The 26,173-nt window shown below is 52.4% G+C and carries 25 protein-coding genes, 1 tRNA gene and 1 riboswitch; of the genes, 10 read left to right on the top strand and 16 right to left on the bottom strand.

Annotation, left to right across the window (positions count from 1 at the left end; genetic code table 11):
• Window positions 1-2 precede the first annotated feature (2 nt).
• The 5 genes from ACIRQ6_RS17880 to ACIRQ6_RS17860 are packed head-to-tail and all read right to left on the bottom strand — an operon-like array spanning window position 3 to window position 5,226.
• Window positions 3-782 carry a carnitinyl-CoA dehydratase gene (locus ACIRQ6_RS17880; RefSeq protein ID WP_420861974.1) on the bottom strand — a complete coding sequence of 260 codons (780 nt, stop codon included), beginning with the start codon at window positions 780-782 and terminating at the stop codon, window positions 3-5.
• 3 nt (window positions 783-785) lie between these two features.
• Window positions 786-2,804 (bottom strand): acetate--CoA ligase family protein, encoded by a 2,019-nt coding sequence (locus ACIRQ6_RS17875; protein ID WP_420861973.1) that lies wholly within the window; start codon window positions 2,802-2,804, stop codon window positions 786-788.
• A gap of 6 nt (window positions 2,805-2,810) precedes the next feature.
• Window positions 2,811-3,971 carry an acyl-CoA dehydrogenase family protein gene (locus ACIRQ6_RS17870; protein WP_420863936.1) on the bottom strand — a complete coding sequence of 387 codons (1,161 nt, stop codon included), beginning with the start codon at window positions 3,969-3,971 and terminating at the stop codon, window positions 2,811-2,813.
• A 12-nt stretch (window positions 3,972-3,983) separates the two neighbouring features.
• On the bottom strand, window positions 3,984-4,730 hold the full coding sequence (locus tag ACIRQ6_RS17865) for a class II aldolase and adducin N-terminal domain-containing protein (protein WP_420861972.1): 747 nt from the start codon (window positions 4,728-4,730) through the stop codon (window positions 3,984-3,986).
• A 49-nt stretch (window positions 4,731-4,779) separates the two neighbouring features.
• Window positions 4,780-5,226, bottom strand: a complete 447-nt coding sequence (locus tag ACIRQ6_RS17860) for a VOC family protein (protein ID WP_420861971.1) — start codon at window positions 5,224-5,226, stop codon at window positions 4,780-4,782.
• Between the two features lie 68 nt (window positions 5,227-5,294).
• Here ACIRQ6_RS17860 and ade point away from each other — a divergent pair, with 68 nt between their 5' ends.
• From ade to ACIRQ6_RS17830, 6 genes are all read left to right on the top strand, one after another.
• The gene (ade, locus tag ACIRQ6_RS17855; RefSeq protein WP_420861970.1) at window positions 5,295-7,097 is read left to right on the top strand and encodes an adenine deaminase; all 1,803 of its coding nucleotides are present in this window, start codon (window positions 5,295-5,297) and stop codon (window positions 7,095-7,097) included.
• Between the two features lie 2 nt (window positions 7,098-7,099).
• The gene (locus tag ACIRQ6_RS17850; RefSeq protein WP_420863935.1) at window positions 7,100-8,575 is read left to right on the top strand and encodes an AMP nucleosidase; all 1,476 of its coding nucleotides are present in this window, start codon (window positions 7,100-7,102) and stop codon (window positions 8,573-8,575) included.
• Between the two features lie 142 nt (window positions 8,576-8,717).
• Window positions 8,718-9,005 carry an HU family DNA-binding protein gene (locus ACIRQ6_RS17845; protein ID WP_420861969.1) on the top strand — a complete coding sequence of 96 codons (288 nt, stop codon included), beginning with the start codon at window positions 8,718-8,720 and terminating at the stop codon, window positions 9,003-9,005.
• A 64-nt stretch (window positions 9,006-9,069) separates the two neighbouring features.
• Complete coding sequence (locus ACIRQ6_RS17840; protein WP_420861968.1) at window positions 9,070-9,942, top strand: DMT family transporter; 873 nt, start codon at window positions 9,070-9,072, stop codon at window positions 9,940-9,942.
• 69 nt (window positions 9,943-10,011) lie between these two features.
• Window positions 10,012-10,725, top strand: coding sequence for a cytochrome c biogenesis CcdA family protein (locus ACIRQ6_RS17835; protein ID WP_420861967.1), 714 nt, complete (start codon window positions 10,012-10,014; stop codon window positions 10,723-10,725).
• A gap of 15 nt (window positions 10,726-10,740) precedes the next feature.
• A complete protein-coding gene (locus ACIRQ6_RS17830) occupies window positions 10,741-11,136 on the top strand; it encodes a thioredoxin family protein (RefSeq protein ID WP_420861966.1) in 396 nt (131 codons plus the stop codon).
• Here the strand turns inward: ACIRQ6_RS17830 and aroC are convergent.
• From aroC to petA, 4 genes are all read right to left on the bottom strand, one after another.
• Window positions 11,133-12,236 (bottom strand): chorismate synthase, encoded by a 1,104-nt coding sequence (gene aroC / locus ACIRQ6_RS17825; protein WP_420861965.1) that lies wholly within the window; start codon window positions 12,234-12,236, stop codon window positions 11,133-11,135. The genes ACIRQ6_RS17830 and aroC overlap by 4 nt on opposite strands.
• A gap of 395 nt (window positions 12,237-12,631) precedes the next feature.
• The gene (locus ACIRQ6_RS17820; RefSeq protein ID WP_420861964.1) at window positions 12,632-13,501 is read right to left on the bottom strand and encodes a cytochrome c1; all 870 of its coding nucleotides are present in this window, start codon (window positions 13,499-13,501) and stop codon (window positions 12,632-12,634) included.
• A gap of 14 nt (window positions 13,502-13,515) precedes the next feature.
• A complete protein-coding gene (petB, locus tag ACIRQ6_RS17815; RefSeq protein WP_420861963.1) occupies window positions 13,516-14,862 on the bottom strand; it encodes a cytochrome b in 1,347 nt (448 codons plus the stop codon).
• Window positions 14,863-14,874: 12 nt separating this feature from the next.
• Window positions 14,875-15,438: a ubiquinol-cytochrome c reductase iron-sulfur subunit gene (gene petA, locus ACIRQ6_RS17810; RefSeq protein ID WP_420861962.1), complete on the bottom strand. Its 564-nt coding sequence runs from the start codon at window positions 15,436-15,438 to the stop codon at window positions 14,875-14,877.
• A gap of 259 nt (window positions 15,439-15,697) precedes the next feature.
• Between petA and ACIRQ6_RS17805 the strand changes: the two genes are divergently transcribed.
• Complete coding sequence (locus ACIRQ6_RS17805) at window positions 15,698-16,348, top strand: outer membrane protein (protein WP_420861961.1); 651 nt, start codon at window positions 15,698-15,700, stop codon at window positions 16,346-16,348.
• Between the two features lie 6 nt (window positions 16,349-16,354).
• On the opposite strand, the gene ACIRQ6_RS17800 is transcribed toward ACIRQ6_RS17805, so the two are convergent.
• Complete coding sequence (locus ACIRQ6_RS17800; protein ID WP_420861960.1) at window positions 16,355-16,960, bottom strand: glutathione S-transferase; 606 nt, start codon at window positions 16,958-16,960, stop codon at window positions 16,355-16,357.
• Between the two features lie 76 nt (window positions 16,961-17,036).
• Window positions 17,037-17,178, top strand: a riboswitch (FMN riboswitch).
• 74 nt (window positions 17,179-17,252) lie between these two features.
• On the opposite strand from ACIRQ6_RS17800, the gene ACIRQ6_RS17795 reads away from it, so the two are divergent.
• The gene (locus tag ACIRQ6_RS17795) at window positions 17,253-17,681 is read left to right on the top strand and encodes a 6,7-dimethyl-8-ribityllumazine synthase (protein ID WP_420861959.1); all 429 of its coding nucleotides are present in this window, start codon (window positions 17,253-17,255) and stop codon (window positions 17,679-17,681) included.
• Here the strand turns inward: ACIRQ6_RS17795 and ACIRQ6_RS17790 are convergent.
• Genes ACIRQ6_RS17790 through dapF form a run of 3 tightly spaced genes read right to left on the bottom strand, consistent with a single transcriptional unit; the run spans window position 17,678 to window position 20,399 of the window.
• Complete coding sequence (locus tag ACIRQ6_RS17790) at window positions 17,678-18,304, bottom strand: glutathione S-transferase (RefSeq protein ID WP_420861958.1); 627 nt, start codon at window positions 18,302-18,304, stop codon at window positions 17,678-17,680. The genes ACIRQ6_RS17795 and ACIRQ6_RS17790 overlap by 4 nt on opposite strands.
• On the bottom strand, window positions 18,301-19,560 hold the full coding sequence (gene mtaB / locus ACIRQ6_RS17785) for a tRNA (N(6)-L-threonylcarbamoyladenosine(37)-C(2))-methylthiotransferase MtaB (protein ID WP_420861957.1): 1,260 nt from the start codon (window positions 19,558-19,560) through the stop codon (window positions 18,301-18,303). The genes ACIRQ6_RS17790 and mtaB overlap by 4 nt, the downstream gene beginning before the upstream one ends.
• Before the next feature lie 2 nt (window positions 19,561-19,562).
• A complete protein-coding gene (gene dapF, locus ACIRQ6_RS17780; protein WP_420861956.1) occupies window positions 19,563-20,399 on the bottom strand; it encodes a diaminopimelate epimerase in 837 nt (278 codons plus the stop codon).
• 107 nt (window positions 20,400-20,506) lie between these two features.
• On the opposite strand from dapF, the gene ACIRQ6_RS17775 reads away from it, so the two are divergent.
• Both ACIRQ6_RS17775 and ACIRQ6_RS17770 read left to right on the top strand, forming a co-directional pair.
• Window positions 20,507-20,582, top strand: a tRNA-Lys gene (locus ACIRQ6_RS17775).
• A 658-nt stretch (window positions 20,583-21,240) separates the two neighbouring features.
• Window positions 21,241-23,340 (top strand): TIR domain-containing protein, encoded by a 2,100-nt coding sequence (locus ACIRQ6_RS17770; protein ID WP_420861955.1) that lies wholly within the window; start codon window positions 21,241-21,243, stop codon window positions 23,338-23,340.
• A 78-nt stretch (window positions 23,341-23,418) separates the two neighbouring features.
• Here the strand turns inward: ACIRQ6_RS17770 and ACIRQ6_RS17765 are convergent, their stop codons facing one another.
• The 3 genes from ACIRQ6_RS17765 to ACIRQ6_RS17755 form a co-directional block, all read right to left on the bottom strand.
• A complete protein-coding gene (locus tag ACIRQ6_RS17765) occupies window positions 23,419-23,931 on the bottom strand; it encodes a toll/interleukin-1 receptor domain-containing protein (protein ID WP_420861954.1) in 513 nt (170 codons plus the stop codon).
• A gap of 88 nt (window positions 23,932-24,019) precedes the next feature.
• Window positions 24,020-24,460 carry a TIR domain-containing protein gene (locus ACIRQ6_RS17760; RefSeq protein ID WP_420861953.1) on the bottom strand — a complete coding sequence of 147 codons (441 nt, stop codon included), beginning with the start codon at window positions 24,458-24,460 and terminating at the stop codon, window positions 24,020-24,022.
• A gap of 148 nt (window positions 24,461-24,608) precedes the next feature.
• A complete protein-coding gene (locus ACIRQ6_RS17755) occupies window positions 24,609-26,069 on the bottom strand; it encodes an HET domain-containing protein (protein WP_420861952.1) in 1,461 nt (486 codons plus the stop codon).
• Window positions 26,070-26,173 lie beyond the last annotated feature (104 nt).

The following is a 26,173-nucleotide window of genomic DNA, read 5'->3' as shown; positions in this document are numbered from 1 at the left end:
GTTCAGCGCCCCTTCCAAACAGGATCACGCTTTTCGGTAAAGGCTTTTGCACCTTCCAATTGATCTTCACTGGCATAAAGAACATCAACAGATTTCAACTGGCGTTTTGTAATGCGGTTCATTGTGTCTTGGAATTTCGCGTCTTCAGCATCACGAACCACTTCCTTGATCGCCGCATAAACAAGAGGTGGGCCAGACGCCAATAAGCGTGCCATATCCCAGGCTTGGGCCATCAAATCTCCGCCGGGATAACTGTGGTTCACAAGGCCCCATCCCTTGGCTTCTTCCACATCGAACCAACGACCAGTTAGCAATAATTCCATCGCAATATGATAAGGTATGCGTTTTGGCAGTTTAACGGAAGCCGCATCAGCCACCGTGCCTGATCGAATTTCGGGCAGAGCAAAAGTCGCATGATCCGCCGCAAGAATGATGTCAGCCGACAGGGCAAGTTCCAACCCGCCACCGCAAGCGATCCCATTCACCGCAGCAATAACCGGTTTGTTAAGGTCACGCAGTTCTTGCAAACCACCAAACCCACCGACGCCGTAGTCGCCATCAACCGCGTCCCCATCTGCGGCCGCTTTCAAATCCCACCCCGGGCAAAAGAATTTTTCGCCTGCACCAGTGATAATCGCAACCCGTAATTCCGGATCATCGCGAAACTGCGCGAAGGTGTCGCCCATGACTTTGCTGGTCGCCAAATCGATTGCGTTTGCTTTTGGGCGATCCAAAGTGACTTCAAGGATCGCGCCGTCGCGCTTTGTGGTTATCGGTGACATCGGCTAGGCCTTTCGGATCAGGGCATCTACTGCAACCGCACGGGTTTGCGTGCAAATCAGCGGGTTAATCTCAACTTCTTCCACTTGGCCGCCCTTGGCAATCACATAGGATTGCAACGCCATAACCGCGTCGACAATACTGGTAATATTCACGCCAAGGGCACCACGGTAGCCAGACAAAATGGGCGCGATGGCCAATCCCGATATCGCCTTGCGCACCGCGTCCTCACTCGAAGGCACGAGCAGGGTTGCACTGTCTTTCAACAGCTCAGTCAAGACACCACCGGCCCCAATCGTCAGCATATGAATTCCCGAAGGGTCCTTAGTAATGCCTATGATCAATTCGGCAATCGGGGCTTGCACCATTTCTTCTACCAGAAATTCGGTCGCTTGCATCGAGGCTGCAGCATCGCACACCCTTTCACTGTCGTTCAAACCAACCTTCACCAGACCCAGTTCGGTCTTATGCGCCGATCCCAATCCTTTGAGGACGACAGGAAATCCGACCTGAGAACCCGCCGCACCCGTTTCATCCGCTGAGTGGCACAAAACACTGTTCGGTATATCCAAACCATACTGCGCAAGATCCTGCTTTGCTTGGGCTTCGCTCAATGTCTGTGCTACACAGTGAGGCGCTAAAAGGGCTGGATTAGTATCTATATCTGTTGAAAGAGCACTATGAGCAACCGCCGCCAACGCATCATGCAAACCGTGCATTGGCGTCACACCATGCTCCATCAAATCCCATGCAACAGCCTCTGGCAAAAGTTCCGGCAAGGTCGCAACAACGGCCGTCGGTTTACCGGTTGCCTTGCGCGTCTCAATGGCGGCTTGCGTTGCGCAGACCCAATCACTCGCGTCGCAAATATCCTCCCGGGGGTAATCGACGATGGTTAGTGTCAGATCGATGTTTGGGTCGTCGATCGCACTCCATGCCGCCGCCATTGCCTCTGCATCGCGCCACACATAGGTGTGATAGTCTAGTGGGTTTGCGAGCGCCACTTTGGGACCCAAAACCGCACCAAGCTGCGCGCGTTGGGCCGGCGACAAAGGAGGGAACTCCAATCCCACTGACTGCCCCAAATCCGCAGTCAGGGACGCCTCACCCCCCGAGCAACTGATCGAAGCAACACGACGCGAAGCCAAAGGTCCGTTGATGTGCAGAAACTTTAGAGTTTCCAGAAAAACCGAAAGGTTTTGAACACGACGAATGCCCAAACGTTCGCACAAGGCATCCGCCGCCGCATCGGATCCAGCAAGAGAGGCCGTATGCGACACGGTGGCGGCTTGCGCCTGCTCCGACGCGCCAACCTTTATCGCAACCAAAGGCACGCCCTTTTCATGGGCCCGCTGCGCCAAAGTTTCCCAAGCACGAATATCGCCAAAGCCTTCGATATGTAGCCCAATGGCCGTGACGCGGGGATCATCTAGCAAGTCGGTCGCGATCTGTGCCTGATCCATCTGCGCTTGGTTTCCGCAGGTGATCATATAGCCAACTGGCAGTCCCCGCTTTTGCATTGTCAGGTTGATAGCGATGTTCGAGCTTTGTGTCAGGATCGCCACACCCTGCTCGACTGGTCGACACCCGTGCTGATCCGGCCAAACCGCAGCCTGATCCAACGCGTTGATGAAGCCGTAGCAATTGGGCCCCAAGATTGGCATGCCACCAGCCGCCTCTAAAAGGAGCTTTTGCAAATCAGCCCCATCCGCAAGCTCGGTCTGGGCCTCTGCAAAACCAGAAGCAAAGCAAATTGCACCGCCTGCGTCTTGGGCTTTTAGCTGCGCCACAATATCCAATGTCGCGGTGCGATTGACACCGATGAATGTAGCGTCCGGTGGTGTTTCAAGGCAATTTAGACTCTCTTTTGCATCAAGGCCGGCAATCGATTTTCGGGAGGGATGTACAGGGATAATTTCGCCCGTGTAGCCGATACGCTGGGCGGCTCCAATAATGCTTTCGCACCATGCACCACCCCCCACTACTGCGATTGTACGGGGATTAAGAAGCCGCTCTAGCCGCATATGCGATCAGGCACCCAGTGGCCGCAAAAGATCACGCGCGATAATATGGCGTTGGATTTCGCTGGTACCGTCCCAAATCCGTTCTACCCGTGCATCTCTCCAGAACCGTTCAAGCGGATAGTCATCCATCAATCCCATGCCGCCATGAATCTGAATAGCGGCATCCGTTACACGCGCCAGCATTTCACTGGCATAGAGTTTTGCGCTGGCAATTTCGCGATTAGATGACAGTCCTTTGTCCAATCGATCCGCCGCGGCAAGCGTCAGTAAATCAGCAGCGTCAATTTCAGTGATCATGTCCGCTATTTGGAAACCGACACCCTGGAATTTTCCGATAGGTTGGCCAAATTGTTCGCGCTCAGCCGCATAGTTCAGCGCATAGTCAAAGACACGGCGGGCACGTCCAACCGACATTGCAGCAACCGTAATGCGCGTCGCATAAAGCCAAGTGTTCATAACCTCGAAACCGCCATCAACTTCGCCCAGCACTTGCGCGTCAGGCAAGCGGCAATCATCAAACTCGAGGATCATATTCTTGTAGCCCCGATGGCTTACCGATTTATACCCATCCCGAATGGTAAACCCGGGTGTGCCGCGATCCACAAGGAAGGTGGTAATCCGCTTTTTTGGGCCGCGCGGGGTTTGGTCCTCGCCTGTGGCGATGAAAACGATGATAAAATCCGCATGTTCAGCCCCGCTGATAAAATGCTTGGTCCCGTTTACAACCCAATCCCCACCATCGCGTACAGCAGTGCATTTCATACCGCGCACATCACTGCCCGCACCGGGTTCGGTCATGGCAAGGGCATCCATTTTTTCGCCCCTGATAGCCGGCATCAAATACTTTTCCTTTTGGTCTCCTTCGCAAGCCATAAGGATGTTTTGCGGACGCCCAAAAAAGTGGTTCAAGGCCATGGACCCACGGCCCAGTTCCCGTTCAACCACTGAAAAATCTACGTGATTGAGACCTGCACAGCCAACGTCTTGCGGAAAATTACAGGCATAAAACCCCAGATCCAGCGTCTTTTGTTTGATCTCTTGTGCGATCTCGGACGGAACCTCACCAGTGCGTTCAACGAGTTCTTCATGAGGATAGATTTCTTTTTCCACAAACGCCCGAACAGTGTCCGCGATCATTTCTTGTTCTTCGTTCAGGCCATATTGCATGCTCATGGATCCTTATTGGGCATAGTTAGAGCCTTCCTCATCCAAAATCGCCTTCAACTCGGTCAGGTGACGCGTGTCTTGTTCGGGATAGACTTCCAGTTCTTGCGCCGTCTTTTCTGCGATGTCATCAGGTATCACGCGCAGTGGCTGTCCCGTCTGAAGGGCCAAGATATAGGTCATGCAGGCGCGTTCAAAATAGTAAAGGCGGTTAAAGGTATCGGCCACGGTATCCCCGATGATCATGATGCCATGATTGCCCATCACCATAACTTTGGTCTTTGGGTCCTGCATCAATTGCGCACAACGCGCCCCCTCTTCTTCAAACGCGAGGCCACCATAATTGTTGTCCACCACATGACGGTTGAAAAATGTGCAGGCGTTTTGATCGACGGGCAACAGACGACTATCAGCCAGCGCTGCCAGTGCCGTTGCATAGGGTGAATGCACGTGCATGGCACAGCGCGCATGGGCACAATGCCGGTGCATTCCACCGTGCAAGCCCCAAGCAGTGGGATCAGGTGCATCAGATCCCTCCATACTTGCGGGGTCATTGGCATCAACAACGATCAAATCGCTGGCTTTGATACGGCTAAAATGCATCTGATTAGGGTTCATCAAAAACTTGGTGCCGTCATCGTTGATAGCCAGACTGAAATGGTTCGCTACCGCTTCATGCATATTCCAGCGAACGGTCCAACGAAATGCTGCCGCAAGATCGACCCGTTCCTGCCAGTGATCCATGTTTACAAAACTGTTCATGCGCCTCTCCTGTGATGGAGTGATAACGAGCCGATTAACACCGACAATGCTAGCTTATTTGCGACCTTTCGGATGGGGTTAACGTGCGGCTAGGAACCCAAGCATACCCGTCAGGATCAAGGACATAGCATTCACGCAATCCATGCGGCTTGTCCGTTGCTTCTTGCAAAACTGGATGACCATTTGCATGCGCTTTGGTCGCGGCGACATCCGGATCCACATTGAACAAACGAATTTCGACGCCCCCGCCACGGGGCGGATTTTCCGGCACCAAACCCAGCAAAGGGTTGCTGTGGTAGGTCCCATCGGCATGTAACTGCAAAACCATTCCCTCGTGCGTGACGATTGCGAAATCGGCACTGATACGGTGGGCCTTCACCTGAAAAATAGTGTCTAGAAAGGCCAAAGTCGTCGCAATATCACGCACAAGCAAATTCAAACCAATCCCTGTGAGCGAGGCACCAAAATCCTCGGCCGACACCGTTTCAAAGTCCATCTTTTGATCCCGCTATAAAATCCCTCTAGACAGCTTGAACCTGCGCAAAAGTCGTGTCAACTTTGGACATGACACAGACCCCTTTCCCGACATGGCCCGATGTGGCTACCGACTTGATCGCCGTCGCTGCCGGTCGAGCCGCTGCCGACAAAGTGTTTCGCAACGCCAAAGTCGTTAGCGTTCACACCCGCGAAGTGCTGGATGGTTGGGAGGTGGCCGTCAAATCGGGACGGTTCGCCTATGTGGGCCCGTCGGCGGCCCATTGCATTGATGACCAAACGGAAGTGATCAATATCAAAGGGCAGTTCTTGATCCCCGGTCTATGCGACGGCCATATGCATATCGAAAGTGGCATGCTGACCCCTGCTGAATTTGCGCGCGCGGTCATTCCTCATGGCACGACCTCAATGTTCACCGACCCCCACGAAATCGCAAACGTGCTGGGATTGGACGGCGTTCGTATGATGCATGACGAGGCGATGCTTCAGGCGATCAATATTTTTACCCAAATGCCCTCCTGCGCACCCTCAGCGCCGGGGTTGGAAACCACGGGGCATGAAATTTCGCCAACAGATGTTGCCGAGGCGATGACGTGGCCCGGAATTATTGGGCTGGGTGAAATGATGAATTTTCCCGGGGTCGCAAATGCGGATCCAAAAATGCTGGCAGAAATCGCCGCAACCCAACGTGCGGGCAAAACTGTGGGCGGCCACTACGCTTCACCTGATTTAGGTCCTGCGTTTCATGCCTATGCTGCTGGCGGACCAGCGGATGATCACGAAGGCACTTGCGTAGAAGACGCTGTGGCTCGGGTTCGGCAAGGTATGCGATCCATGATGCGTCTTGGCAGTGCATGGTATGATGTTGAAAGCCAGATCAAGGCAGTAACAGAAGGCGGACTGGACCCTCGTAACTTTATCCTTTGCACCGATGACTGTCATTCCGGAACGCTGGTGAATGACGGGCATATGAACCGTGCCGTCCGTCACGCAATCGAGTGCGGTTGCGATCCATTGGTCGCCTTGCAAATGGCCACAATAAATACCGCTACACATTTTGGGTTGGAACGAGAGTTGGGGTCGATCACACCGGGGCGGCGGGCTGACCTGATCGTCACATCCGATCTGACGACACTCCCAATTGGGCAGGTCTACGCCCGCGGCGACCTAGTGGCCAGCAACGGCGATGTTCTGTGTGACTGTCCCCATTTAGAATGGCCAAGTGCCGCACGTGACACAGTCCACATGGGCAAAACACTGACGGAAACCGACTTCGAAATCCAAGCGCCCGAAGGTGCAGATACCGTTGTTGCAAATGTGATCGGCGTGATCGAAAATCAGGCGCCGACGAAAGCTGTTAAATCCACTCTTAAGGTGAAACAGGGTCTGATTGGCAGCCAAGACAATGTCTGTCAGATCGCTTTGGTCGAGCGGCACAAAGGCACAGGAACTGTTGTCAACGCATTTGTCACTGGGTTTGATTACAGCGGTGAAATGGCCATCGCGTCGACCGTGGCCCATGACAGCCACCATATGATCGTGGTTGGGACTGACCGCAAAAATATGGCGATGGCCGCCAATAGATTGGCCGAGGTTGGTGGCGGGATTACCGTTTTTCAAGATCAGGCTGAACTGGCCCTTGTTGAACTGCCCATCGCCGGTCTGATGTCTGATGCGCCCGCCAAGGTAGTCGCCGCCAAAGCCGACAAACTGGTGAACGCCATGAAAGCCTGCGGATGCACCATGAACAACGCCTACATGCAACACAGCCTTCTAGCCCTCGTTGTTATTCCGGAGTTACGGATCTCTGATCTGGGTCTGGTTGATGTACGCAGTTTTGATTTTATCCCGCTATTTGAGGACACCGAATGAGAATGAACCCGAACCTGCCAGTCAGCGAGCCCCACGACACCGAAGTCCGGTTCTACGACACGGCCGAGGATGCGGTTGCGCGCCTGCAAGAGCTGTACACAGATGCTGTTGGTTTTCTCGAAGCGAAGTTCGTTGAAATGGTGACGTCTCAAAAGACGAGCGAGCGTTACCGCGCCTACTATCCCGAGATCCGCATCACCACAAACAGCTTTGCCAGCATCGACAGTCGGCTCAGTTTTGGCCACGTGGCGGGGCCCGGCACCTATGCCACAACGGTCACGCGGCCAGATCTTTTTGCGGGATATCTGACCCAACAGATCAGGCTCTTGCTGGAAAACCACAAAGTCTCAATCGAGATCAGGCCATCGGAAACCCCAATTCCCGTCCATTTCGCCGTGGCAATGTCGCAGGGTTTGCAAATCCCCCAAGACGGCGCGTTGGATTTCACTCTTCGCGACGTCTTTGACGTACCTGACCTGTCGACCACCAATGATGACATCGTCAACGGTGTTGAACCCAAACGCAGTGATGGCGTCGAACCACTTGCACCATTCACGGCGCAGCGGGTCGACTATTCCTTGGCGCGTCTCAGCCATTACACGGCGACACAGGCAGATCATTTCCAAAACCACATTCTGTTCACCAACTACCAATTCTATGTGGAAGAATTCGAAGCCTATGCGCGGCAAGTGTTGGCCGATCCGGACAGCGGCTATACCAGCTTTGTCGGGCCCGGAAATGACGAGATCACTGATGCCAAAACCCCAATGTCGCCACCGGATAAACTTCCGCAGATGCCGACATACCATCTCAAACGCAAAGGCCAAGGCGGGATCACTTTGGTCAACATCGGTGTAGGCCCGTCGAACGCAAAAACGGCAACGGATCATATCGCAGTGCTGCGACCCCATGCTTGGCTAATGGTCGGGCACTGCGCCGGACTGCGAAACAGCCAGTCCTTGGGCGATTTCGTTCTGGCCCACGCCTATCTACGCGAGGATCATGTGCTGGACGACGATCTACCCGTTTGGGTGCCAATCCCTGCATTGGCCGAAATTCAAATCGCGCTCGAGCAGGCCGTGGAAGACGTCACCGAACTACAGGGTTTTGAGCTGAAACGCGTTATGCGCACTGGCACGGTTGCAACGATTGATAACCGCAATTGGGAACTACGCGACCAGTCCGGTCCTGTGCAACGATTAAGCCAATCGCGGGCCATCGCTTTGGACATGGAAAGTGCCACCATTGCCGCTAACGGATACCGGTTCCGCGTCCCTTATGGCACGCTCTTGTGCGTATCAGACAAGCCGCTGCACGGGGAATTAAAGCTACCCGGTATGGCAAGCGAGTTCTATCATACCCAAGTCAAACGTCATTTGATGATCGGAATTCGCGCGATGGAGCACTTGCGCGAGATGCCGCTGGAACGGATCCATTCCCGCAAATTGCGCAGTTTTGACGAGACAGCCTTTCTGTAATTGCGAAATATTGCGCCAAAAGCGGTAAAAATTGGTATTTTATCGATTATTCACTGGACTATTGGTTGTGTATGTCACCTATATTCAGCTACCAAATGAAAACTGAGGCCCAGATGTTGGGCAGTAGAGGGAGACCATAAAAATGGCAAAACCAATGACAAAAACCCAACTTGTGGCTGCCTTGGCAGAAGAAATGGGCGCAGACAAGAAAAGCGCTGGCGCAGCCCTTGACGCGATTGTTGCACTGATCACCAAAGAAGTTGGTGGCGGCGGTGCAGTCACACTTCCAGGCGTTGGCAAAATCTATTGCCGCGAGCGTCCAGAGCGCATGGTGCGTAACCCTGCCACGGGCGAACAGATCAAGAAAGAAGCAGACAAAGTTGTCAAAATGACAATTGCAAAAGCTCTGAAAGATTCCGTCAACGGCTAATGCGTCGACACCGAATTTATGAAAAGGTCGCCTCACATGGCGGCCTTTTTTGTGAGATAACCCAATGGACCTTCGCGCCTTAATCTACGGTCTTCTGTTTGCGTTGATGTGGTCTTCTGCTTTCACATCTGCGCGTATCATCGTCCAAGACGCACCACCATTAATGTCGCTGACGGCACGGTTTTTTGTATCGGGTGCCTTGGGCCTGATCCTTGCCTACATTTTGGGACAGTCCTTTCGTTTGTCGCGGTCACAATGGTTCGCGACGATCCTTTTTGGCCTTTGCCAAAACGCGCTCTATCTCGGGCTAAATTTCGTCGCCATGCAAACCATAGAGGCCTCTCTCGCTTCAATCATCGCCTCAACTCTGCCCTTGGTTGTTGCGGTCGCTGGCCTGTTGTTTTTGGGCGAAACCACAAGTGCACGCGGCATCTGGGGGATTGTCACAGGGATCGCAGGTGTCTGCCTGATCATGGGCCTGCGCCTCAGCGGCGGTGTGGACATGCTGGCCGTGGGTTTATGCTGTATCGCTGTGGTGTCGTTGGCAGTGGCCACGTTGCTGGCGCGTGGGGCAGCCTCCGGCGGCAACATCATGACGATTGTGGGCCTGCAAATGATCGTTGGGGGTGCAATCTTGGCTGTACCAGCCATGCTGTTCGAAACGCCAGCGGTTAATTTGACGCCATCCTTGGTCTTGGCGTTTATCTACACAACTCTGGTGCCGGGCCTGGCAGCCACTTGGATTTGGTTTAAGCTGATCGAACGGATCGGTGCCGTTAGGGCCGCAACCTTCCATTTCCTGAACCCGGTTTTTGGTGTTGCCATCGCAGCTGTGCTACTGTCAGAGCCCTTGGGTCCGTGGGATGTGATAGGCGTTTTTATCGTTGCGGTGTCGATTTACGTGGTTCAAACCGCGCGGCAGATCAAAACATCCTGACGATCATTTGAGCGATTATTACAAGCTTTCTTGGTGACAGCCACAGGCCGCTTGCGCCACTAAGTCAGCATGGAATTTGTTCTGGCATATGGCGCTGGCCTTCTGACCCTAATCAACCCCTGCGTTTTGCCGGTGCTGCCGATCGTTCTGGCAACGGCCTTGCAAACCTCCAATTGGGGCCCTGCGGCCTTGGCTGTGGGGATGTCCGCGGCCTTCGTGACCTTTGGGTTCACAGTGGCTGCGTTTGGCTATGCCTTGGGCATTGATGAACAATCAATCGCGCAGGCAGGCGCCGTCTTAATGATCGGCTTTGGTGTAATATTGCTCGTCCCAAGGTTTTCTGCCGGGTTCGCCACAGCCACCGCTGGTTTTGCCAGCAGCGCAGACGCGAGCATGGACACAATGGACCGGTCAGGCGTCACAGGACAGTTTCTTGGTGGCCTCCTGCTAGGCGCAGTATGGAGCCCCTGCGTCGGCCCAACCTTGGGCGGTGCCATCTCTCTGGCCAGCCAAGGGGAAAGCCTGATGCGCGCCTTCGCGATCATGGTTTTCTTTGCACTGGGCGTTTCAACGATTGTGCTGGCTTTGGGGTATGGCGCCCGATCTGCCCTACAAAAGCGCCAAGCCCTGATGCGCAGAATTGCCACTGCATCGCGTCCTATCATGGGCGTCGTGTTTATCACTGTAGGCGTCGCCCTGCTCTTCAAACTTCACTACATCATCGAGGCATGGGCCTTGGACAATATGCCGATCTGGTTGCAAGACCTGTCGGTCGCACTTTAACGAAAGGATCCTAGAATGAACCGTCGTGACTTTATGCTGTTGACAGGCGCAACTGTGACACTGCCATCGGTTACATGGGCCAAAGCAATGGCCTACACCCCCGGTCTGGTAAAAGAGAAACTGGCAGCGGGCGAAACCGTCTTAATCGACTACACCGCAACCTGGTGTTCGACCTGCCGCGCCCAGGGTCGCACGTTGACCAAACTCAAAGAAGCCAACAGCGCCTATGAGGAAAACATCACGTTCATCGATATCGATTGGGATCAATTTGGACGTGGCGACCTTGCCCAAGAACTCAAGATACCGCGCAGATCAACACTGGTATTGTTGCGCGGCGATCAGGAACTTGGGCGCATCGTGGCCGACACGCGCGAAAGCAACATCAAAGCTTTGCTGGACCGCGCGCTTTAACCGATCTGGCCTTGGTTCTCACCCACTTGGCCACGATGCAGCAGCATGTGGTCAAGGATAACACAGGCCATCATCGCCTCGCCTACAGGTACGGCGCGGATCCCAACGCATGGGTCGTGCCGGCCTTTGGTGATGATCTCAGTCGGTTCACCAGCCTTGGTGATCGTTTGGCGCGTGCTTAGGATCGAACTGGTGGGTTTCACGGCAAAGCGGACGACAATGTCTTGCCCTGTGCTGATACCACCCAGAATACCACCGGCATGATTGCTAGAATATTCAGGGCCGTTTGGTCCCATTGAAATTTCATCTGCATTCTCACGCCCGGTGAGGGCCGCAGCAGCCATGCCATCGCCAATCTCAACACCCTTAACCGCATTAATAGACATCATGGCTGCGGCAAGATCCGTATCCAACTTTCCGTAAATCGGCGCACCCAGCCCCGCGGGCACGTTACGGGCCACGACCTCAATCACTGCACCAACCGAATTGTGATCTTTGGTCCGCAGCCAAGTCAGGTATTCTTCCCATTCGGCAGCCATTACTGGATCAGGGCACCAGAAGTCGTTTTGTCCGATCTGATCCCAATCAAACCGCGCACGGTCGATCGTCTTGTCACCCATTTGAACCATATATCCAGTCAGCTGGATATTCGGCGCCAGCGTTTTGATCGCCTCACGGGCCACACCACCTGCGGCCACGCGTGCTGCGGTTTCACGAGCAGAGGATCTGCCACCGCCCCGATAATCGCGGATCCCGTACTTTTGCCAATAAGTGATATCCGCATGACCCGGTCGGAATTTTTCGACGATATCTCCGTAATCTTTGGAACGTTGATCCGTGTTGCGGATCATCAATTGCAGGGGCGTGCCCGTGGTCTTACCCTCAAACATCCCAGATAGGATTTCCACTGCATCCGGCTCACGTCGCTGCGTGGTATTTTTGTTCTGGCCCGGCTTACGCTTATCAAGCCAGTGTTGCAGCATCTCAGGCGTCAGCGCGACATTTGGTGGACAGCCGTCAACCGTCGCCCCCAAAGCGGGTCCATGGCTTTCACCCCATGTTGTGACACGAAACAAATGTCCAAATGTATTGATGCTCATACCGAAGCCTTCCTTGATCCCAATCCAGATACAAAGCGCATGGCACAATGCCAAGTCTATTCGTTCTGTCGCTTGGACCGATGACTGGCAAACGAAGAGATGAAGGTGACAGTTCGGTCAACAAGGATGATCAAAACCGATGTCATCCAGATCGGCATGTCTTGGGCGTTGACCAACCCAAAGACTGTATAAACGAGCCAGATAAATCCCAGCTCGAGACATAAAATTACTATACGCGTTCCCCCATGGGCGCCTCACTTTCTGCTAAAATTTTGGGATATGTCAACTTACCATAATACTGGTGAAAAAGCCAGTGCATATGTTCCAAGTACGCAACAAAAAAACGCCCCACAGACACTGCAGGGCGTTAAATTTATTGGGACTTCAGCGCCGGTTTATTCGGCAGCTTGGCCTTTTGCAGCTTTCTTAATGGGCGCCCAAAGGCGCTTGTTGGTCAAGTACAGCAGTACCGACAGGAGCGCCAAAAAGATCACAGCTGTCAGGCCGCTTTGTTTGCGGTCGTTCAGCTTTGGCTCAGCCGTCCACATCAAGAACGCTGCTACATCTTCCGAGACGTGCTGGAGATCAGTCGCATGCCCATCAGCATACTCCACATCGTCACCCCACAAAGGCTGGCCCATTCCGATCCAGCTTCCCGGAACAGTATGGTTGCCGTCAGCATCCTTACATTCATCGGGATAGCCACCGACCGCAAAAACCGTGTTGTAACTGCCATCAAAATCGTCGGGCGCACACGCGGGGGGATCTTCGTAGCCTGTCAAAAGGGCAACGATATATTCCGGACCGCCCATACCCTTCATCAACTGATTGATGCCAAGGCCGTAGGGGCCGTGGAAACCAGCGCGGGCTTTCGCCATCAACGACAAATCGGGCGCGTTGACCGAATTGTTTTCTGGGAAGTTATCCGCCGGCGTTGCGACACGGTAGTCGCCTTCACCGTCATTCAAGGTAGGGTCCCACAATTCGATGGTTTCGGCATAGGCGCGCACTTGATCCTCGGGCAGCGCAGGGCCACCTTCGTCATGCAAAGTCCGGATCGGCACAAACTTCATACCGTGACAGGCAGCACAGATTTCCGTGTACACCTGTAGCCCACGTTGCAATTGCATCTGGTCATACGAACCAAACATGCCGTCAAACGAGAAGTCGACATTCGGGACATACCCACCGCCGCCACCTGCAGCCATGGCAGATGTGCCAAGACCTAGGGAAAGCGCCGCTGTCAGAGTGAGTTTTTTGAACATAGTATCGCCCTTTCTCACTCGGCAGGTGTGGTCGCGGGTGCGTCTGCACCGTGACCCGCAGTGCCGTAGTGGGCATTAAAGTCATCTTCGATTGTGGCCGGTTGTGCATCTGGTTTCTCGATGATGCCAAGCAAGGGCAAGATCACCAGGAAGTAGGCAAACCAGTAGGTTGATGCGATCAATGAAATCCAATCATATGGGAACTTCGCCTCTTGGGCGCCGACCCACATCAGAACGATGAAGTCGATCACAAGAACGGCAAACCACATTTTGAACATTGGACGGTAACGACCGGAGCGCACCGATGATGTATCCAACCAAGGTGCCAGCGCCATCACGGCGATCGCGCCGAACATCGCCAGAACACCAAAGAACTTAGCATCAATGATGCCAAAGCTGATCCACTCAACCAACATCACGACCCAAACATCCGCAGTGAAGGCCCGCAAGATCGCGTAGAATGGCAAGAAGTACCATTCGGGCACAATGTGTGCAGGTGTCGCCAGCGCGTTCGCTTCGATGTAGTTATCAGGGTGGCCCAAGTAGTTCGGCATAAAGCCAACCACAGCAAGGAATACCACCATAATGATAGCCAGCGCGAACAGATCTTTGATTACAAAGTACGGCCAGAACGGCAGCGTGTCGCGCGCAGCTTCTTCTTTGGATGTGCGACGGACTTCTACACCCGTTGGGTTATTGTTGCCTGTGGTGTGGAATGCCCAGATGTGCACAATCACCAGACCAGCAATCACAAACGGCAGCAGGTAGTGCAAGCTAAAGAAGCGGTTCAACGCAGGTTGACCCACCGCAGATGCGCCCAAAAGCCATGTCTGAATGCTCTCGCCGATGAACGGGATCGCGCCAAACAAACCAGTGATAACGGCCGTACCGTGGAAGGACATCTGACCCCATGGCAAAACGTATCCCATAAACGCAGTACCCATCATCAACAGATAGATCAGCATGCCGATGATCCACGTCACTTCACGCGGGGCCTTGTAAGACCCGTAGTAAAGGCCACGGAAAATATGCGCGTAGACAGCCACAAAAAACAGCGAAGCGCCGTTCATGTGGAAATAGCGGATCATGTGACCCCCGTTTACGTTGCGCATAATATGTTCGATCGATGCAAACGCCATGTCTACATGCGGTGTGTAGTGCATGACCAGCACAACGCCCGTGACAATCTGCAAAACAAGTGTGAACGTCAGAACGATGCCCCAAATCCACATCCAGTTCAGGTTCTTTGGCGTTGGGATCATCAATGTGTCGTAGAGCAAACCAACAACCGGCAGGCGCTTGTGAAGCCACTTTTCGCCACCAGATTTTGGTTCGTAATGATCGTGAGGAATTCCACCCATGATGTTTACTCCTTAACCCAATTTAATTGTTGTTTCGTCGGCAAATTCTGCCACGGGAACCAAAAGGTTCGTTGGGGCTGGACCCTTACGGATACGGCCTGCTGTATCGTAGTGCGAACCATGGCATGGGCAGAACCAACCATTAAAATCGCCAGCACCGTCGCCCAAAGGCACACAGCCCAAGTGCGTACAAACGCCCATCATAACCAACCATTTGCCTTCTTCGTCCAAGGCACGGTTTGCATCGACCGCCGGCACTTCGCCGTCGTTGTCGTTGCGCGCAATGGCGTCTGGCAGGTCGGCCACATCAACAGCACGGGCCTCTTCGATCTCGGCAGCGGTCCGGTGTCGGATAAATACAGGCTTGCCCTGCCACAGCACTGTCAACTGCGTGCCCTCGTCAACATCGGCGACATCAACGCGAATCGAGGCCAGCGCCTTAACATCGGCGGACGGGTTCATTTGGTTCACCAGCGGCCAAACGGCTGCACCGGCTACAACAGCACCTGAACCCGCAGTTGCATAGTAAATAAAGTCGCGGCGTGTGGCGCCATCATGGTCTGCTGCATGCGACATAGGGTGTACTCCCTTTCATTTGGCCAAGCTTCTGGCCCAATTGCATAATCAGCCACGCAAGCGTAGCTATATTCTCTGGCGAGTACCTAGCCCTGTTGGCCCCTTTGGTCCAGCGGACATTCCATCGCAGGGCAGATTGCACATTATTGTCGCAGTCTACAGCTGATTCCTGCGGATCGGGGCCTTCCATCTGGGAAGATTCGCCTAGTTACGTCATATAACGATCAGAATCTAACGACTCGGTTAAAGGAAAAAATCAATGCGGATGTTTGTCTTATCTGGGCTGGTGGCGTTTATCGCAAGTGTATCTACGGCCGTGGCCGAAATGGAACTGAGCGTCTACACAGGCTTTCAAACAGCCCCTCACAGCACAGTCAGTGGGGATGACGACGGCACCGAATTTGATTTTGGCGCACAATGGGAGGGCAGATCTGGCCAAGCCCCGCCCTATTACGGTTTACGCCTGACATGGTGGAAAAACGAAAGCTGGGGCTACGGCGTCGAATTGAACCATGCAAAGGTGTACGCCGATGATGACACGCTGGATGACAGCGGGTTTTCAAACCTAGAGTTTACCGATGGCCTGAACCTGCTGACCGTAAACGGATATCGTCGTTGGCAAGACGAAACGCGGCGCTGGACACCCTATGTTGGCGCGGGCATCGGCCTCGCGATCCCTCATGTTGATGTCCAAACCCCCAAGGGCAACGAGACTTTTGAATATCAAATCACCGGCCCTGCTGTCGTTTGGATGGGTGGTGTCAGCTATGATTTCAACGAACGTTGGGCTGTTTTTGGCGAGTATAAAGGCAGCTTTTCCTCAAACACCGCCAGTTTGGACGGCGGCGGAGAGTTGAAAACAGATCTCATCACCAATGCGTTGAATATTGGCCTGTCCTACAAGTTTTAATGCAGCTTAATCGGAAAACAGCGTCTGCTGCATGCTGGGGCGCGCATTGAAGGTTTCAAACCACGCTGCCAGACCGTCAAACCTGCTGCGCCAATCGTTCTCCGGTTGGCGCAGATCGAGATAACCCAAGGCACAGCCCATTGCGATATGTGACATATCCAAGGGGCCGGACAAATGACTGATCCAACGGGAATTTACCGCACTGAGGCTGCGCTCAACTTTCGCAGATTGTCCATCCAGCCATGCTTGCGAACGCTCACCTTCAGACCGGAAACGTTGCTCGTAGACCATCAACACGGCAGCATCCATCAAAGCGTCAGCACTCGCCTCAAGGGTCAGGGTTTCCCAAAGCCGCGCCTGCGGATAGAGCCCCGCATCAACACGCGCATCTAGGAACCGGCAAATCACTCGACTGTCAAAAATGGCAGGCCCATCGTCGCGGATAAGTGCGGGGATTTTGCCCGCCGGATTGGCCGCGACCAAAGTGCTGTCAGGTTCTGCGGGATTGGCGACCACATCCACTTGTTCAATCGCGTCTTGCTGTCCTGTCTCCAGAATCAAAACACGCACTTTACGCACAAACGGCGACGGGCCAGCGACCAAAAGCTTCATGAAATCTCTCCTCTATGATTTGACGCTAGGATGCGCCGGGGTCCTTGTCAAAGCATCACAGATAAGGCACAGATCACACCGTTCTCAGGGCGGGGTGTAATTCCCTACCGGCGGTGATAGTCCGCGAGCGCCTTGTCACCCCCTTGGGGCAACTTGGGTCAGCAGATCAGGTGGAACTCCTGAACCGACGGTCATAGTCCGGATGAGAGAGAACGCACAGCTTGGGTCCTTTTTGGGACCCTTGATGTTCGTGATCGCCTTGGGTGACGTGTTGTTGCGAAAGGAAGATCATATGACACACACCCGATATGCGTTCATCAAGGCCAATTGGCACAGTGATATTGTGGACCGCGCCTTGGATGGATTTTTAGAAATAATGGACGCTGCAGATGTGGACGTCTTCGACGTGCCCGGCGCGTTCGAAATGCCCTTGCTGGCCGCTGATCTGGCCAAAACGGGCGAATACGCAGCCGTTGCTGCAGCAGCTTTTGTCGTCGACGGTGGGATTTACCGACACGACTTTGTGGCCAGTGCCGTGGTTGACGGGCTTATGCGCGCCAGCATGGACACAGGCGTGCCTGTGTTGTCCGTGTCCCTGACCCCGCATCAATATCAAGAGACAGATCATCACAACGAAATCTATCGCGCGCATTTCGTCCAAAAAGGCCGCGAAGCCGCACAGGCCGCTTTGAAAATCGTGGAAACCCGCGCAGCCCTTTAGGCAGGGAAGACGGTTACGGGATCGCCGTTTTTCCATTTGGGATATTTGGCCATAATTGCGGTGAACCTGCTTGATACTAAAAACGCGTCCAGCCAACGGATCACATTTGGCCAAGGCTGGGCGTCAAACCAAATCCGATCTGTATTTGCAAATTGCCGCACAAACGGCAGGATCCCCATATCGGCCATACTGGGGCTCTGTCCAAACAGATAAGCCTTTGTTCCCAACTGTTCGTCTAAGCCCATCAAAAACACCGATGCCTTCGCCCGCTCTTGCGCGATGTCAGATCCATGACGGTTTTGATATTTGTAGCGATCCAACGCTGTTTTAAACGGCCCGATCACTTCATCCAGCAATGCATATCCCGCTTGCGGCATATCCAACCACGCCTCCGGGTCGTTTTGGCCCAGTGCCCACAACATGACATCATGACTTTCTTCGATCACCTGATTTGTCACAACCACGGGAACCGTCCCTTTGGGCGAGGCTTGTAAAAATTCTGGGGCCTTGTCGCGCAGCACAATTTCACGCAGCTCACATTCGATACCGGCCGCTGCAATCGCCAAACGTGCCCGCATGGCATAGGGGCAGCGCCGAAAGGAATAGAGGATCGGACGGGTCATGCGGTCAATTGGGTGCCCGCGACACCCGAAACCTTTGCTTGCACGATTTGTCCCTCGGTTTGATCAGTCTCAAAGACCACTTCTGCAAATTGTTCTGTGCGTCCCATCCGTGGGTTTTCCATAAGAACCTGATGCGCCCGCCCCACTTGCGACGTCAAATGTTTCGCCACTTGATCTGCACCTGCGGTCCGCAGCCGCGCTGCACGGTCTTTGATCGCCACACCGTTTACGGCAGGCATCTTAGCCGCGGGCGTGCCTTGGCGAGCAGAGTACGGGAAAACATGTAGCCAAGTCAGATCACACTCTTCAACCAACTTAAGCGAGTTTTCAAACATCGCTTCAGTCTCTGTCGGGAAACCCGCGATGATATCGGCCCCAAAGGTCATCTCTGGCCGCAACTTTCGGGCCTCTTGGGTAAAGGCAATGGCATCGTCGCGCAGATGGCGTCGTTTCATCCGCTTGAGGATCATATCGTCACCGGCTTGCAAGCTAAGATGCAGATGCGGCATCAAACGCGGCTGGGTTGCGATAGCCTCAAGCAAAGCGTGATCTACTTCGATGCTATCAATGGACGAGATCCTCAGACGCGGCAAATCCGGCACAAGTGTCAGAATCCGCATGACCAAATTGCCCAATTTAGGCTCTTGCGGCAGATCCGCGCCCCATGAGGTTAAATCAACCCCGGTCAGAACCACTTCGTTATATCCGCGATCGACCAAACGCTTGATCTGATCCACAACAACGCCCGCAGGCACAGATCGCGAGTTACCGCGACCATAGGGAATAATACAAAACGTACAGCGATGATCACATCCGTTTTGCACTTGAACATAGGCACGGCTGCGGGTGCCAAACCCATCAATCAAATGACCAGCAGTTTCAGTGACCGACATAATATCATCAACTTGAACCGCTTCGGTTTCACCTATGAAATCAGCACTGAGACCCTGCCATGTTTCAAGCTGCATCTTTTCAGTATTGCCGATGACAACATCGACTTCATCCATAGCGCTGAACGTCTCTGGCTCGGTTTGCGCCGCACATCCCGTCACGATCAAGCGCGCCTTGGGATTGGCTTTGCGCAGTTTACGAATGTCCTGCCGTGCTTTGCGCACAGCCTCTGCCGTCACAGCACAAGTGTTTATGATCACCGCGCCGTCCAGACCTGCCTTAGTCGCAAGCTCTTTCATCGCCTCAGTCTCATAGGCGTTCAAACGACACCCGTGATTGGAAAATTGAGGGGCCTTGCGATCCATACTTACAAATCCGCCAAAAATTCAGCTGTCAAAACAGCCGAAAACACATGCGCCGTTGGGCCAGTCATCCAAACGCCATCATCGCACCAATCAATTTCAATCTGGCCACCATCAAGATCAATTTTGACACGGTGGCCCGTCAGGCCCCGTCGGTGCGCCGCAACAGCCGTCGCACAAGAAGACGATCCCGAGGCCAAAGTGATCCCCACGCCCCGTTCCCACACGCGCATCCTTAGGTGATCCGGTCCGACAACCTGCGCGAACTGAACATTGGTGCGCTCCGGATACAGGGGGTGATGTTCGATCAAGGCGCCAGATTGGGCCAGATCAATCGCATCAACATCCTCCACAAAAAAGGTGCAATGCGGGTTGCCCATCCCTGTGGCGGTCGGATGGCCCTCAATGGGTAATTCCAGCGTGTCCATCGCTTTCGCCAGCGGCACGTCCTTCCAATCTAATTGGGGCTGTCCCATATTGACCGAAGTCAGGCCGTTGCCCTTGTCCAGCGCCTGTAGAATGCCGCGTTCCGTCACCAAAGTCAGATCAGTTTTTCCCAACCGATCCATCTCATAACGGGCAATGCAACGCGTCGCATTCCCACAAGCCCCGGCCATTGATCCATCGGCATTATAAAAGGTCAGCCGCACATCAGCACCTTCATCGTCCGAAACAACAGCAAGCTGATCAAACCCTACGCCTTTGTGCCGATCCGCCAAAGCCCGCGCCAGAGCAGGTGTCACATCGATAGAATCGACGCGCGCATCCAAGACAACGAAATCGTTGCCCAGACCGTGCATCTTCATAAAAGGCACGCCAGATTGAGTCGTTTTTTGGGTCATACCGGCCCATATAGACAATGCAGCCAAGTTAGGAAACCAACCGCGACAGTTTGTGCCTTTTTTGGGCTTGACCATATGGGGCTGCTTGCCTAACTAGCACGCTGTGAGGGCCCTTAGCTCAGCTGGTAGAGCAACTGACTTTTAATCAGTAGGTCGATGGTTCGAACCCATCAGGGCTCACCAATTCCCAAATTATGAGATGACACGTAGTTTGTCTCTTTTGACAAGAGTTCGTCGTTTCCTCTGGAAAGTTTGACGACTGCCAGTTCCAGATCGTCTGGCTTTTGATCGGGACGTCATGGGTTGGCTTCAAACCAGTCGTTCCTATTTCGCAGGGAAGCTCAGTTGGAAGTGCAAGCGACTCTTCATCAGTCCGTCACAGGTTCGGATCATGCTCAGAGCCTCCAAATCTGACCGTTTGGTTAGTTTTCAACATCAATTTGACAGCTTAATCGAGATGACCCTCGCTTTGGACGAGCGGAGACAATCTCGACGGCTGTTTACATTGGTGGGGCTGCCGTTTTTGGTTCTGTGCACCGTAGGTTCGAATCCTGATAACCGCCAGATTGTTGCTGTTGTGCCGCCCGGCGAGAAACCCAACTCCTCTCGGGCAAGGGAGCAATTTTTCTAGTTTACAATTTTTTGGGCCCATGAGCGATTTGGAACGCCCCCCGGCACCTTTCCAGGGAATGCTGCGAAAACATCCATCTGCAGCTCATCAAGTTTGGATGCTCAGGCGCTCTAGTTTTGTATCGAATACCTCACCGAATGCTCCGTGGTGCGTAGCAAGGTGGAGACCGCGCCTTGATGGATTAATAATTGTTGATTACGTCTGTAAGTCATGAAAATTGACATTAAATGCCGCCTTGGGCGAGCAGCCGCCGGGACTGCTCTAGAAAGCAAGCTCACCGAATGCCTTCTTGAACACGGCGTTCAGAGTTTTTCCGAGCTTTCTTCAATTGTTTTTGACTTTTCAGAAGTCAATTTCATTGATGCAGTGTCCCTTCAGGTCTTAGTAGCCTACGTTCTTACTTGTGATAAGTACGACGTTCATGTCGAGATTGAATTCCCCAAAGTAAAATATTTACGGGATCAAATTCGTGCTTGGAGTCTAGACTCTGCCATATCACTAGCAACGACGAGAAACCTGCACTGGTTTGCGACAGAATTAAGCAAGGACCGCTACTTTAGCGAAGCTGATAGACAGATGTCACTTGATCTTGACGTCTTGCCCAAAGGGGAGTTTCACCCCGACGCATATCCATCAAACGCTAATGGTGTACTTTCTGATGGGTTGCGACGTCAGGACGCGCGACTTATCCCTCGCCGCGAGAATTTTTTTGCTTTTCAATCTTTCGATGGAAACACTTCCGATGCGTTAGGCGTGGCAACGCGTGAAAAAGACGATTGGCAAAAACAAGACGTTGCTAGCTTCATTGAAGCCCGAATTGGGGTTGACGTGCAGTATCTATCCAGCAGAATTATTTTTGAAGCCTTGCACAATGCACTCCGGCATTCCAACGCGGAAATTGTCCAAACCGCTACGTTCTTTGGGCGATCAAGAACAAAGAAACTACCCGACACTTTTGCCCTATCATCTACACCATTCGAAAACAGCAGAACGGCCACAACTCATTTTTGGGATGATGGCGCACCTATGTTGCACTCCTACAATCGAAAGTTGGGTGAAAAGGAAGCGCCTGTAAGACTTACCAAAGACCCTGACTTCAGATGCGAGTATAGGGTTCGCATCGAAAGCGATCATCAGGATGACGAATTTCGTGTTAGTAGTGATGAAGATATCAGTTTTGACTCCCCAGATTGGAAGAAGTTAATCTCGTTAACCTTTCCCGAAGTTAGTTCTGCCTTGGACCGGATCGACCATGGTGTGGCCGAAGAGACTGAGATGTACGAAGATGCGCGTCTTTCAGCGAAAGGGATGGGCCTCTACCTGATGCTGCACGCAGCCACAACAGTGCAAAATGGTACACTCACAATTCGTACGGGAAACATGAGAGCCCGGTTTGCCAAAAACAACCTCAAAGGAAGGCGGCGAGACGAAGCCTTCTCGCACGACTACAACGTTAAGATAAAAGTTTATACTGAAGTACTCCCGGAATTCAGAGGTAATCTCATTAGTATCGGCATGGGAGGGAAGGATCTCAACGTTGGTGCAACAGGCAACGAAAAAGGTCGGGATAAAAAGACAGTTGAACTTACACTCTCAATTGAATTTCACGAATTTACAGACCAAAGGCGCTCTGAATTCATTCGCAGTTTTACAGAACTATTGGTTTTGCCTGATGAAAGTGCAAAAATCAAAAAAATCACGAAAGGCAGCACGAAGATTCAAGTTCAGGTAACGACAGCGCAAGCTGAACAGATTCTTTGGTTAGCTCATCGCGGTATCCTGAGTGAAATTGGGGTTGTTGATGCCAAAGTGCTAGGAGATGAGGCAGCAGCAGCGTTGATACAATCGAAGGCAGAGTCCGAGAAATTTGATGTGTTCTTGTGCCACAGCACTATAGACAAATCTGAGGTCAAGAAAATCGCGCTTCAACTTCGTTCTTATGGGATTATGCCGTGGTTCGACGAATGGCAGGTTCGTCCGGGGCTGTCTTGGCAACGAGTGCTTGAACAACAAATACATGGAATATCGACTGCAGCAGTTTTCGTTGGGAAGTCAGGTATCGGTGCCTGGCAAGAAATGGAGATTGAAGCATTCTTAAGGAAATTCGCTGAACTCAAAAACCCGATAATACCGGCCCTACTTTCAGGTTGCTCCGCCGAACCGGATCTACCTCTCTTTCTGAATGCGTTTCACTGGGTAGACTTTCGGAAAAAAGATCCTAACCCACTCGATCAACTGGTGTGGGGAATTACTGGGCGTCGCATAGAGGCCCATCCAATCTTAAATCCAGAAACAAAATCAGATCACTAGCAACCATGCAAACGCCATCATTTTCTGGCGTTGACCATTTCCTTCCTATCGGAGGCATTTACGGCACCGACCTTCATTCTATCGTGTTACACGCTCAAGCAACATACCACGGTTATTCGGTTGAAAAAGCCCATATCCGCCGCCTTCAGCTGTACTGACATGTCTGTAAAGATTCAGATATTCGTTGCCATAGTTGCGCCCCATACTGTCACGCGTCGGAACAATCGCAATCTTGTCGATATCCTTTACACCATCCGCGTGGCCGATTTCCCATGGACACCACCGGCTAGATGCAGAATTTGCTGTCGCGAGGTAAATGAACCAATCCAAGCGTTTAATCCTATCTTTGATCTTCTTTGCCGTCTCACGATTTGGTGTCGATGGCATCGACCGATCTTCCCAGTCTATGTAGACTTTCCAGCCATGCGCCTGAAGAAACCCTTGAAGTCCCTTGGCGAGATCAGCGTCCTTGTGACTATGAGATAGAAACGCTGTTTGCTTTCCTTGTTGTAGCGCTTCGTTCACGACCTGATCAGATTTTCGAATTTCTGCTTGACCAGCGTAGGCCCGAATTGAGGACTCGTTAATCATCGTTCTATGGTTCCTTGGTGGATTGTTCAGGCATTTTGTACTTGTTTCTGAACTTTGTGGGCCGACCTAGTCGAGAAAGTCTATATCTTTAGCGACCTGCCAGTTTTGCAGCTTCCTCGATGTGCTTAGCTAGACTTTCTTTGGTTGAATACTTGTAGGTCTTGAAGCCATTATTTGCGATTTGGGCGGGTGCCGCGCCCACTCGATCATCAGGAAAACTTGGATCTGCGAGGTGATGCAACTGTATGCCAACAAGTCCATTGCCGCTCTCAAGAGATTGGTCTATCTCGTAATTAATCCATTCTCGACTTCTAATGCCATGAGTGATGCAAACAACAGTGACCGATGTTCCTTTGAGCGCGTCGTTGATCATTCTTTTGATGCGCGTCTCGCTCTTCTTGGCGTCCTCCCAGAGCGATCGATCTTTAAAACCTGCAGCAGTAGCGCCAACGATATTTGGCATTGATCGAATTTGATTTACTCGAAAAACATTGCGGTATCGAAAGCTGAAAAAACATGTTCTTGCCATTCTTAGAAAGTCCTTTTTCAAAAATATTTGATATCTATGATACCATGCTAAAAACGGGTGGAAAGGTTGAAAACCATCAACACAGTGAATAGATATCTCGTGAACAGTCTGGGAAATCGACCTCAAATCTTGGATTGTTCCTTTGTCCTTAACCTACCATGATCCTAGTCCCAGACTTCGGTCTTTGCCCAATGAACACACCAACATCGCAAAAGTTATTGATATCTGAACTATTCGCGCGCAGCAGAAGCCCCGGCCCCCCCGTCACCCAATGAATTTCATGCGAGACGGCTGCGAAGATATCATCGGATTTCAATGCTTCAGATTGCGGGAAGAAAAAACCCGTTTCAAACTCGAGACATTCCCCACACCCACCAAAACCCAAAATACGTAGTCGCTTGAGTATCTGTTTTGCTACGTCATCTGGTGAGCTAGTCTCGCTCTTATCGTCTACGAACCAGCGTGCCGCTTTTAATCCATCCGATGTTATAGCACCCAGATCTAAGCGATACATATTATCCAGCTCGAGGTGCGTAAGCTCTTTTCGCCCTGCCTCAATGGTTCCGAGCGTGATCAGATCTGGTAGTAATGCAGAGAACCGTCCTTCTAAAGGTCTCCACCGGCTTCCCAGGATATCACTGCGAGGGGCGCCGCTATAGAGAAACGAAAAATCGCCCTTCCGCTCACAACTCCGCATGAAGAACTCTGATGGCTCAAGCTCTTCATCGCCCTCAACTTGCTCTGTCGTGTTAGTAATCGCGCCAACCATCGCGTAAAAATGGTCGCCCACTCGCTCTGAACAACGGTTCTCCATCACAGACATGACTTGGTACGCAGATCGCGTTGCGAAGTCTGCCATCATATAGTCGGCGAGAAGCCTTTCTAAACTTCTCAGCTTCGGACTCTGCTTTTCCCACGCTAGTTTATTGAGGTTGTTGGCCGCTTTATAGACGTCGATTGCAGTCATAATCATGTTCAGGAATTCGTTCCCGGACACTATTGCGTCTTCGTTGCCTTCAACCCCAAAATACAAACGGCTGCTGTTAACAGCCTCTTGATATGTCCAAACACGGCTGACCCAGTCCTCTTTCTCAAGTATACTAAGATCAGATGATGTTAGTTTTTCAGCCTGACTTGCGTTTTGGATAGCATCCGAACATTGCTCCCTTAGAACAACCAGTACTTGATAGGCAGAACTGAAAATTTCACCCATACTCTGAAGGCAAACGGTACGCGCCGGATCGTCAGAGGGAACACACAGTGCATCCACCCAGAAAGCTTGCGACGCATTGACCGCCGCTGCCTGCCCTGCGGCTTCCTTAAGTAAATCTCCATCTTGACTAAAACTGATGTTACGTCCCCAGTTCTCTTTTGACTGCGAAACGCTAATTGCCGTCTCTATGACCCGAATTGTCCGTGTGGATATCCGTTGCTCAACACAGAAAGGGCTTTTTGCTGTTTCTTTGCCCCAGGCATATGAAATGCATGTGAATTCTGGGGCATCTGATACTTGGGCGTATTCTTTAATCACCCACTTTTCTTCGAATAATTCAATAAACGATGCATCTGGAGGCGTTAAGTGGTTTGCTAACTCAAGCAGTCTAAACATGCACAACTTCTTCTTCATGAAAATAGCTTCACTAGTTGAAACTAGGCTAGCTGACCTGATGTTTCGGTTCAAGAATTGCTCTCGAATATGCGGTTATCTTTGAT

Source organism: Algirhabdus cladophorae (assembly GCF_044772865.1).
GTDB lineage: Bacteria > Pseudomonadota > Alphaproteobacteria > Rhodobacterales > Rhodobacteraceae > Algirhabdus > Algirhabdus cladophorae.
This window is presented reverse-complemented; position numbering and strand designations above follow the sequence as displayed.